Source organism: Dietzia massiliensis (assembly GCF_018390595.1).
GTDB lineage: Bacteria > Actinomycetota > Actinomycetes > Mycobacteriales > Mycobacteriaceae > Dietzia > Dietzia massiliensis.
The window spans coordinates 23670-33212 of sequence record NZ_JAHBAV010000043.1 but is presented as its reverse complement, the minus strand read 5'-3'; the positions used below and the strand labels follow the sequence as shown (position 1 = coordinate 33212).

The window sequence follows — 9543 nt, the reverse complement described above, 5'->3', positions numbered from 1 at the left end:
GAAGGGGTGAGGCGGGGACGGGGGACCTCAGTCGAGGCGCCTGAGCGTGGCGCGGAAGGTGGCGGGGTCGAGACCCAGCGGCAGTCCGGTGCCGGGCAGGGAGGCGGCCACGCTGCCGTGACCGACCGCCCACGCGAGCCGGTCCTGCGGCGGGAGACCGCGGGCCCCGGCGAGCAGATAGCCAGCGAGCGCGGAGTCGCCGGCCCCGACCGTGGACCTGACCTCCACGGCGGGGGCGTTCGCGAACCACGTCTCGTCGTCGTCGACCAGGACCGCTCCGGCACCGCCCAGGGTGACCAGGACCGCGCCGACGCCCCGGTCGCGCAGGGCGCGTGCGGCGGCGACCACGGGTTCGGTGTCGCCGTCGGCGGCGCGTCGTTCCAGCTCCGCGCCGTCGACGCCGGCGAGCTGGCCGAGCTCCTCACCGTTGGGTTTGACCAGGTCCGGCGCGGCGTCCGGGAGGCGCGCGGCGAGGGCGGCCAGGGGCGCGTCGGAGGTGTCGACGGCGAGGCGCGCCCCCGCCGGACGCAGGGCGGTGACCAGGTCGGCGTAGAAGTCGTGCTCCACGCCGCGCGGCAGGGATCCGCACAGCACCACCCACTGCGCGTCCCGGGCGAGGTCGGCGATCGTGGACCGGGCCCGGTCCAGGGTGGCGGCGTCGAGTTCGGGACCCGGGGAGTTGATCTTGGTGGTGGTCCCGTCGGGGTCGGCGAGCGTGAGGTTGACCCGCACGGCCCCGGTCGCCGGCACCACGGACGTCGCGACGCCGGTCCCGGCGCACATCGTCACGAACGGGTCCTCGGGCGGCGCGGGGAACACCGCGCGCGCCTCCACCCCGCCGGCCGCCACCACGCGCGCGACGTTGACGCCCTTGCCGCCGGGGGAGTCGTCGACGGTCGCGATGCGGTTGACCCCACCCACGGCGAGCGGCGCGGGCAGCTGCGCGGTGCGGTCCACCGACGGGTTCATGGTGAGCGTGACGATCATGGCAGCACGACCTCGATTCCGTGGGTGTCCAGCGCGGCGGCGAGCGGGCCGGGCGGGGGCGAGTCGGTGACCAGCACATCGATCTGGTCGAGGCGGGCGAACGAGACGAGGAACTCGTGGCCGAACTTGCTCGAGTCGGCGAGCACCGCCACCCGCCGCGCGGCGCCGCACATGGCGTTCTTCACCGCCGCCTCGTCCGGGTCCTGGGTGGTGAGGCCGCGGTCGGGGTGGAGGCCGTTGGCGCCGACGAACGCCACGTCCACGCGGATCGCCTCCAGCGCCCGGAGCACCGACGCGCCCACGCACCCGCCGGTGAGGCCGCGGACCGTCCCGCCGAGCACGTGCAGGTCGTCGGTCGCCGCGCGGTGCAGGCCGTCGGCGACGGGGACCGAGTTGGTCATGACCGTCAGCCCGTGGTCGGCGGGCAGCGCCTCGGCGAGGGCCGCGGTGGTGGAGCCGGCGTCGACCAGCACGGTCCCGCCGGCGGCGGGCAGCAGGCGCAGTGCGGCCCGGCCGATCGCGGTCTTGGCCTCGACGTTCTCCGACCGGCGCGCGGCGAGGGTCCGCTCCACACGACCACCCGGGACCGCGCACACCGCGCCGCCGTGCGTGCGCTCGAGGTGGCCCTCTGATTCCAGGACCGACAGGTCGCGGCGGATGGTCTCGGCGCTCACGTCGAGGTCGGCGGCGAGTTCGGCCACGGTGACCCGCCCGGACGCGGCGAGGGTCTCCGTGATGCGCCGTCGTCGCTCGCTGCCGTACATGGTGAGCCTTTCGCCTGTGACCGAGTGTGTTGGATTCTGCCCGAAACGGTTGGAAAGTCAAGCGGTCTTAGTTATTCTCGTCACAGAACCACTCGATCGGCCGGGCGCGGGTGCCCGGTCCGCTAGGAGCTCCCAATGACGCAGCAGTCGAAGGCCGGGGCGGTCATCCGCGGCACCGGCGTGGTCGCCGGACTCGCCCACGGGCCCGCCCGATGGGTGGTCCGGCCCGACGCCCTTGACGGGCCCGCCCCGGCCGCCGCCCCGGACACGCCGGGCGCGGTGGACCAGGAGGCCGTCGAGCGCGGTCGCGAGCGCTTCGCTGCCGCGGCCGCCACCGTCGCCGACCGCCTCGACCAGCGGGCCGCCCTGGCGACCGGCGTCAGCGCCGAGGTGCTCACCGCCAACGCCGTCCTCGCCCGCGACCGCGGCTGGGCCAAGGAGGTCACCAAACAGCTGAAGAAGGGCGCGCCGGTCGAGGCCGCGGCGGTCGCCGCCACCGAGAGCTTCGCCGCGAAGTTCGCCAAGATCGGCGGCCGGCAGGCCGAGCGCATCACCGACCTGCGCGATCTCTGCGCCCGGGTGGTCGCCGAACTGCGCGGCCTGCCCGAACCGGGGATCCCCGAGTTCGACGAACCCGGCATCCTCCTGGCCGACGACCTGGCCCCCGCCGACACCGCCGGCCTCGACCCGGCCCTCGTGCTGGCGATCGTGTGCGAGCAGGGCGGCCCCACCTCACACACCGCGATCATCGCCCGGCAGCTGGGCATCCCCTGCATGGTCGCCGCGGGAGGCCTGTCCGCCGTCGCCGACGGCACCCGCGTGCTCGTCGACGCCGCCGCGGGCACCGTCACGGTCGAGCCCGAGGAGGGCCCGGCCGCTGCGGCGGCCGAGGCGGACCGGCGCAGCCGCGCCGCGGCGGCGAGCTGGACCGGACCCGCCGCCCTCGCCGACGGCCACGCGGTCTCCCTGCTCGCCAACGTCCAGGACGGCGACGGCGCGGAGGCGGCCGCCGCCGGCCCGGCCGCGGGGATCGGCCTGTTCCGCACCGAGCTGGCGTTCCTCGACCGGGCCGACGAGCCGACCCACGACGAGCAGGTCGCGCTCTACGCCCGAGTGCTCGGCGCCTTCTCCGACGCGCGCGTCGTCACCCGGACCCTCGACGCCGGCTCGGACAAGCCGCTCGCGTTCGCCGGGATGACCGAGGAGGACAACCCCGCCCTCGGCGTGCGCGGGATCCGCGTGGACCTGCTCGACCGCGGGCTACTGGACCGCCAGCTCGACGCCCTCGCGGCGGCCGGCCGGCAGGTCGGCGGAGCGCAGTCCTCACCGTGGGTGATGGCGCCGATGGTGGCCACCGTCCACGAGGCCCGCGACTTCGCCGACCGCTGCCGCGGCCGGGGCCTCACGCCCGGGATCATGGTCGAGGTGCCGTCCGTCGCCGTGGCGGTGGACCGCTTCCTGCCGCACGTGGACTTCCTGTCCGTCGGCACCAACGACCTCACCCAGTACGTCATGGCAGCCGACCGGATGTCCCCCGACCTGGCCGCCCTCACCGATCCCTGGCAGCCCGCGGTGCTGCGACTCATCCGCACGGTCGCCGACGCCGCCGGCCGTTCCCCCGACGGCCGGTCGATCCCGGTGGGCGTGTGCGGCGAAGCGGCGGCCGACCCGGACCTCGCCTGCGTCCTGCTGGGGCTCGGCGTCACCTCGCTGTCGGTGGCCACCGCCGCCCTCCCCCACGTCGGCGCCGCGCTGGCCGGGGTCACGCTCCAGCAGTGCCGCGAGTTCGCCCGGATCGCGCTCGACAGCGACACGGCCCGCGACGCCCGGGACGCGGTCCGCGCCGCCCGCGGCTGAGGGGGCGCCGGGTACGCGGGCGGCGTCAGCGGAGCGCCACTTCGAGGACCTCCGCGAACACCATTGGCTGGTCTACACTTGACGCCTGTCAACGACAAGAGTGTCCAGATCAGGACTCCGCCTTCGTCGCCACACCGAGAATCACGAGGTCTCACATCATGAATCCGCTGGTCGCCCCCGGTCGTGAAACCCTGTTCCGGTCGCTCGACGTCCGCTCACTGCACCTGGCCAACCGCCTGGTCATGTCGCCGATGACGCGGATGGGCTGCCCGGGCGGATTGCCCGACGAGATCAACCGGGACTACTACGCGGCCCGCGCCGCAGGCGGTACCGGGCTGGTCGTCACCGAGGGCATCGGCGTGGACCACCCCACGTCGGTCGACCACTCCGCGATCCCGCGCCTCGACGGTCCGGAGTCCGTGGCGGCGTGGCGCGTGGTGACGGACGCCGTGCACGCCGCGGGCGGCCGGATCATGGCGCAGCTGTGGCACGTCGGTCCGCTGTGGGGCGCCAACGCCCGCTTCGATCGCGGGAGCCGCGACCGCCTCATGGCGATGCACCCCATGCGTCTGTCGGGCCTGTGGGGTACGCCGGGCGTCACCACGTACTCGGATCGGAGCATCGAGCGCTGGTCGCCGGCGGTGGAGCCGATGACCGAGTCGGACATCGCCGACGTGATCGGCGCCTTCGCCCGGTCGGCACGGTATGCCCTCGAGGCCGGGTTCGACGGGGTCACCCTGCACGGCGGCCACGGCTACCTGCTGGATGCGTTCGTCTGGGCCGATACCAACCGCCGCACCGACGAGTGGGGCGGCGACCTGGCGGCGCGGAGCCGCTTCCCCGCAGCAGTCGTGGCGGCGGTCCGTGAGGCCATCGGCGCGGAGGCGCCGCTGTTCTACCGCTTCTCGCAGCACACGCAGCAGGACTACACGGTCCTCAAGACCACCGACCCCGACGAACTCGGCGTCTACCTCGGCGCACTCGCCGAGGCGGGCGTCGACCTGTTCGACGCGTCGACCAGGCGCTTCAGCGATCCGGCGTTCCCCGACCTGGAGGGTGACGACGGCGAGGTCACCCTCGCCGGCTGGGCCCGCAGGCTCACGGGTAAGCCGGCGGGCGCCGTGGGCGGCGTGGGGATCGGGACGTCCCTGCGCGAGCAGAAGTCGGGCAAGGCGGCCGTGGCGGCGGACAACATCGATTCGGTCGTGGAGCGCATGGAGCGCGGCGAGTTCGATCTCATCTCCATCGGCCGGATGCACCTGGCTGATCCGGCGATCGCCCGGGTCCTGCGGGCGGCCGAGCCACTTCCGGAGTTCGACCGCGAGGCGCATGAGGCACCGCTCCGCGCCCCGGCCTGACAACGATTCCCGCCATTGCGAGCCGAACCCCGGCGGGCCCGGCCGGCGCCGCAACGCGGGCGGGGTCGTCACCGACGATGTCCTGCGATCGCTCACCATCAGCCAGCGACTGCTCGGGACCGAGGAGATCGTCCTCATCCACCACACGGACTGCGGGATGCTCACCTTCCGGGACGACGACTTCAAGGATCAGATCCAGTCCGACACCGGCCTGCGGCCGCGCTGGGCGCCCGAGTCGTTCCCGGAGCCGGAGGTCGACGTCCGCCAGTCGATCGCCCGCGTGGAATCCGACCCCTTCCTGCTGCACAGCACGGCGGTGCGCGGTTTCGTCTACGACGTGTCCACCGGCGAACTGCGTGAGGTCCAGCGCGAAGAGTAGCCCGCCCGGCACGGCCGTCGACGACTCCGGCGTCATCCCACCGTTGAGGCGGCGCTGGCCGCCGACGCAGGTGGCTGGGTGGGAGACGACTACCTCCGCGCGGCGCGGTGTGCCTATGCTCGACATGAACTACCGACTTCCGGACGCAGGGAAAGACCGGTGAGAATCCGGCGCTGACCCGCAACGGTGTGCCGCTACCACAAGTGGCGGCGAGCCCGATCGCCTGCCCGGAGGCCTGACTCCACCAGTCATCGCCGAGGTCTGCGATCCGGAGTCCTGTCAGGTGACGTGGCGTCCTCGACGCCAGCCGTCCTGCGGGTCTGCCGTGGTCGTCGACCACACGACACGATCCGAGGTCTGATCATGTTCCGTCACCACCCCAGAACCGCGCTGGCCGCGCTGCTCGTGAGCGGCCTGGCGCTCGCCGGCTGCTCCCGCGGCGAGGCGCTCGAGAGCGGTGGCGCGGCCGAGCCCTTCGCCAACCCGGTCACCATCGCCAACTGCGAGCGCGAGGCCACCTACACCGGACCGCCGCAGCGCATCGTCTCGATGAACGACCACGTCACCGAGACCCTCATCCAGCTGGGTGCAGGCGACCGGATCGTCGGGATGGGTTACGGCGATCAGAACGACGTGCTGCCGGAGGTCGCCGACCAGTTCCACGCCATCCCGTCGCTGGCCGAGGAGTACCCCACCTGGGAGCAGATCGTCGACCTCGAGCCCGACCTGGTGGTCGCGGGCATGCGCAGCGCGTTCGACGAGAAGGAGGGCCGCAGCCGCGACGCCCTCGAGTCCGCCGGTATCAACACGTTCCTGTTCTCGGAGTACTGCGGCGAGGGCTTCCCCGACCTGTCGATGCTCGAGACGGACTTCTCCCAGCTCGGTCGTGTCCTCGGCGTCGAGCAGGGGGCACGTGACCTCACGGATCGGATCCGTGGGCGGGTCGAAGACGTCCGCTCCACGCTCGACGCGGCGGGCGTGACCGGCATCCCCACCTTTTTCTACGACAGCGGCGAGGCCGAACCCATGACGATCGGCGGTGTGGGCATCGGCCAGCTCATCGGCGAGTACGCGGGCGCGGACAACATCTTCTCCGAGGGTGACAAGCCGTACCCCAGGACCACCTGGGAGGTCCTCGGCGAGCGTCAGCCGGAGGCGATCGTCGTGCTGGACTACGGCCCGACCAGCGCGGAGGACAAGATCGCCTACCTGCGCGCGCAGCCCGTCATGGCCACCACCCCGGCCATCCGGGAGGACCGGATCGTGGTGGTGCCGCTGGCGGACTTCTTCGAGAGCTCGCGGATGGCGACCTCGGTGGAGACCATCGCCCGCGAGCTGCACCCGCACTCGTTCGGGCAGTGACATGACGTCGGTAGCCGCGAAACCCGATCGCCGCGCGGGCCGCCGCGCGCCGGCCCGGGCAGGGGCCGACCTCGCCGTCGTCTCCTCCTCCCACACCCCGGACACCTCCGACGCACCACCCTCCGCCCGCACGCCCCTCGCGCTGATCAGCCTGCCGCTGCTGGCCGCGCTCGTGGTCGCAATCGCGGCCGGCGTCTCGCTGGGCTCGGTGTCCATCCCGTTCGGGGACGTGTGGGCGATCGTGGCGCACCGCCTCGCCCCGGGGTTGTTCGAGCCGTGGTGGACCGACGCCCGGGAGGCGATCGTCCTCGAGTCGCGGTTGCCCCGCGCGCTCATGGCGGCGGCCGTGGGCGCGTCCCTGGCCGTCGCGGGTGGTGTGGCGCAGGCGGTGACCCGCAACCCGCTCGCCGACCCGTACCTGCTCGGGGTCTCCTCCGGGGCGGGCTTCGGCGTCGTCGCCCTCACCGTCCTCGGCGTGGGCGCCGGGGTGTGGGGCGTCTTCACCCTGCCCATGGCCGCGTTCGTCAGCGCGCTGCTCCCGCTGGCCGGGGTGGTGTTGGTGGCCCGCCGCGCCCACGACACCACCGCGATCGTGTTGGTGGGGGCGGCCATGACGATGGTCTTCGGCGCGCTCAACACCTTCACGCTGCTGGTACTGGGTGACGACCACCAACTCGGCACGGTAATGCGGTGGCTCGCCGGCGGATTCGGCGACGCCGGGTGGACGATGGTCTGGGCGCCGATCGCGATCCTCGCCGTCGCCGGCACGGTGGTGATGCTGTGCAGCCGCCACCTGGACCTGCTCCTCACCGGCGACGACGGCGCCACCGCCATGGGCGTCAACGTGCCGCGGTTCCGGATCCTCATGCTGCTGCTCGTCTCGCTGCTCACCGCGGGCGCCGTGGCGGTGTCGGGGACCATCGGGTTCATCGGCCTGCTCATCCCGCACCTCACGGGTTTCCTCACGGGCCGGACGTCCGCGCGCCTGCTGCCCACCGCGGCGCTGCTCGGCGCCCTCGCCCTGGTCCTGGCCGACATCGCGGCCCGCTCGGTGCGCGAGGGCACAGAGCTGCCGGTCGGCGTCATCACAGGCGTCGTGGGCGGGCCCGTGTTCCTGGTGATGCTGTGGCGCCGCTACGGGAGGGCGTCGATATGACCACCCTCCACGCCCACGACGTCTCCGCCCGCCTGGGCGGCCGGCAGATCCTCGACGGCGTCGACCTCACCGTCACTCCCGGCCTGGTCACGGCCCTGGTCGGGCCGAACGGCAGTGGCAAGACCACCCTGCTGCGTGCGTGTTACCGGGCGCTGCCCACCACGGCGGGTCACGTCACCATCGACGGCGCGGACATCACCTCGCTGCGCCGCCCCGCGCTCGCCCGCGCGGTGGGGGCCAGCACGCAGGAGCCGGTCTCGCTCGGCGGCATCACGGTCCGCGAGTCGGTGCGCCTGGGCCGGACGGTCACCCGCGGGCCGTTCGAGCCGCTCGGCGCCGACGACTCCGCGGTCGTCGAGACCGTCCTCGCGCAGGTCGGGCTGACCGAGCTCGCCGACCGGGACGTGCTCGCCCTGTCCGGCGGGGAGCGGCAGCGGGTGTCGATCGCGCGCACCCTCGCCCAGCAGCCCGACGTCCTCCTGCTGGACGAGCCGACCAACCACCTCGACCTCCACCAGCAACTGTCGGTCCTGGCGCTGTTGCGCGAGCTCGCGGCCGGCGGCCTGGCGGTGCTGCTCACGCTCCACGACCTGCGGATGGCAACCGAGTACTGCGATTCCGTCGCGGTCCTGCACCGCGGGCGGCTGGTCGCGACGGGCGCGCCGGAGGAGGTCCTGGACGCCGCGGTGCTGCGGGAGGTGTTCGGCGTGCGCGGCCAGGTACGGGCGGGGCCGGACGGTCGCCGCACCCTCGACGTGGCGGGTCTCGCCGGTGAATGACAAGTCGGTGGGTGACGACGGCGACGACGACGAGCTCCGCGTCCCGGGGACCGTGGCAGCCGCGTACGCGGGCGCCTCGGGCCTCCTCGGGGACTTCGCCCGCACCATCGAGCACGCCTCCCCGGTCCTGCCCGGGGAGGTGCTGACGGACCCGCGGTGGCTGGCCCGGCGGGTGGAGGGCACCGGTCGGCGCTGGAACCATGATGATCCGCGGGTGAACGGGACATTGTGGTGGTATTCGGCCAGCTCGACGCTGGTCGCGGCGCCGCTGGCGATGCTGCTCGCGAGCGGCCGCGCACCCGATCCCCGCCCGGAGCGGCTCACCGTCTCGCTGCAGCCGAACGGCTATCTCCAGTCGGTGCGATCGGACCGCCTGTTGCCGTCGGCCGCGGCCTTCGCCGATGCGCTGGTGGAGGCCCACGCCGAGGTGATCGCCGCCCTCGCGGAGGTCTCGGGCGCGGCGCCGCGGGCCTTGTGGGCGATCGCCACTGACTCCATCGCCAACCGTGCGCTCGAGGCGGGCCGCGCTGCGGGCGACGAGGCCCGCGGCGTCGCGCTTGCTCGCGCCGTGTGCCGGCCACCGCTGCTGCCGGCCCGGTTCATCGACGTGGAGGGCACCGAGCGGACACGCCGGTTCGTCCGCCGCAGCTCGTGTTGCCTCATCTATGTGGCCACCGACGGCGGCAAGTGCGCGAGCTGCCCGCGCCGCGCCCCGGACGACCGTCGGGCGGAGCTGCTTCGGCGAATGTAGCCCGCCCCACGGGGCCGGAATTCCCGGGTAGCGTCCCCTCCCGAGACGGGCCGCTGACGAGCTGGCTGGACGGAATCGCGGCAGCAGCAACCGGAGCGGTTTAAAAGCAGAACCCCGGCCGTGTGATCGGCCCTCCGAGGAGGACTACAG

General features: G+C 73.6%; 9 protein-coding genes and 1 riboswitch. Of the genes, 7 read left to right on the top strand and 2 right to left on the bottom strand.

The window, feature by feature from the left end; translation table 11 throughout:
* Positions 1 to 27: 27 nt before the first annotated feature.
* A complete protein-coding gene (locus tag KHA85_RS12090) occupies positions 28 to 987 on the bottom strand; it encodes a 1-phosphofructokinase family hexose kinase (protein WP_213185974.1) in 960 nt (319 codons plus the stop codon).
* Entirely contained in the window at positions 984 to 1751 is a 768-nt protein-coding gene (locus tag KHA85_RS12085; RefSeq protein WP_061915768.1) for a DeoR/GlpR family DNA-binding transcription regulator, read from the bottom strand. Before KHA85_RS12085 ends, KHA85_RS12090 begins: the two co-directional genes overlap by 4 nt.
* Before the next feature lie 135 nt (positions 1752 to 1886).
* On the opposite strand from KHA85_RS12085, the gene KHA85_RS12080 reads away from it, so the two are divergent.
* The 7 genes from KHA85_RS12080 (at position 1887) to KHA85_RS12050 (ending at position 9393) form a co-directional block, all read left to right on the top strand.
* Positions 1887 to 3608, top strand: a complete 1722-nt coding sequence (locus KHA85_RS12080) for a phosphoenolpyruvate--protein phosphotransferase (protein ID WP_213185973.1) — start codon at positions 1887 to 1889, stop codon at positions 3606 to 3608.
* Positions 3609 to 3766: 158 nt separating this feature from the next.
* A complete protein-coding gene (locus KHA85_RS12075) occupies positions 3767 to 4966 on the top strand; it encodes an oxidoreductase (RefSeq protein WP_213185972.1) in 1200 nt (399 codons plus the stop codon).
* Entirely contained in the window at positions 4938 to 5345 is a 408-nt protein-coding gene (locus KHA85_RS12070) for a beta-class carbonic anhydrase (protein ID WP_213185971.1), read from the top strand. The genes KHA85_RS12075 and KHA85_RS12070 overlap by 29 nt, the downstream gene beginning before the upstream one ends.
* Before the next feature lie 137 nt (positions 5346 to 5482).
* Positions 5483 to 5578: riboswitch (adenosylcobalamin-variant (AdoCbl-variant) riboswitch) on the top strand.
* A gap of 130 nt (positions 5579 to 5708) precedes the next feature.
* A complete protein-coding gene (locus KHA85_RS12065; RefSeq protein WP_213185970.1) occupies positions 5709 to 6707 on the top strand; it encodes an ABC transporter substrate-binding protein in 999 nt (332 codons plus the stop codon).
* A gap of 1 nt (position 6708) precedes the next feature.
* Positions 6709 to 7863: a FecCD family ABC transporter permease gene (locus KHA85_RS12060; RefSeq protein ID WP_213185969.1), complete on the top strand. Its 1155-nt coding sequence runs from the start codon at positions 6709 to 6711 to the stop codon at positions 7861 to 7863.
* Entirely contained in the window at positions 7860 to 8642 is a 783-nt protein-coding gene (locus KHA85_RS12055; RefSeq protein WP_213185968.1) for an ABC transporter ATP-binding protein, read from the top strand. Before KHA85_RS12060 ends, KHA85_RS12055 begins: the two co-directional genes overlap by 4 nt.
* Entirely contained in the window at positions 8635 to 9393 is a 759-nt protein-coding gene (locus tag KHA85_RS12050; protein WP_236885597.1) for an IucA/IucC family C-terminal-domain containing protein, read from the top strand. Before KHA85_RS12055 ends, KHA85_RS12050 begins: the two co-directional genes overlap by 8 nt.
* Positions 9394 to 9543 lie beyond the last annotated feature (150 nt).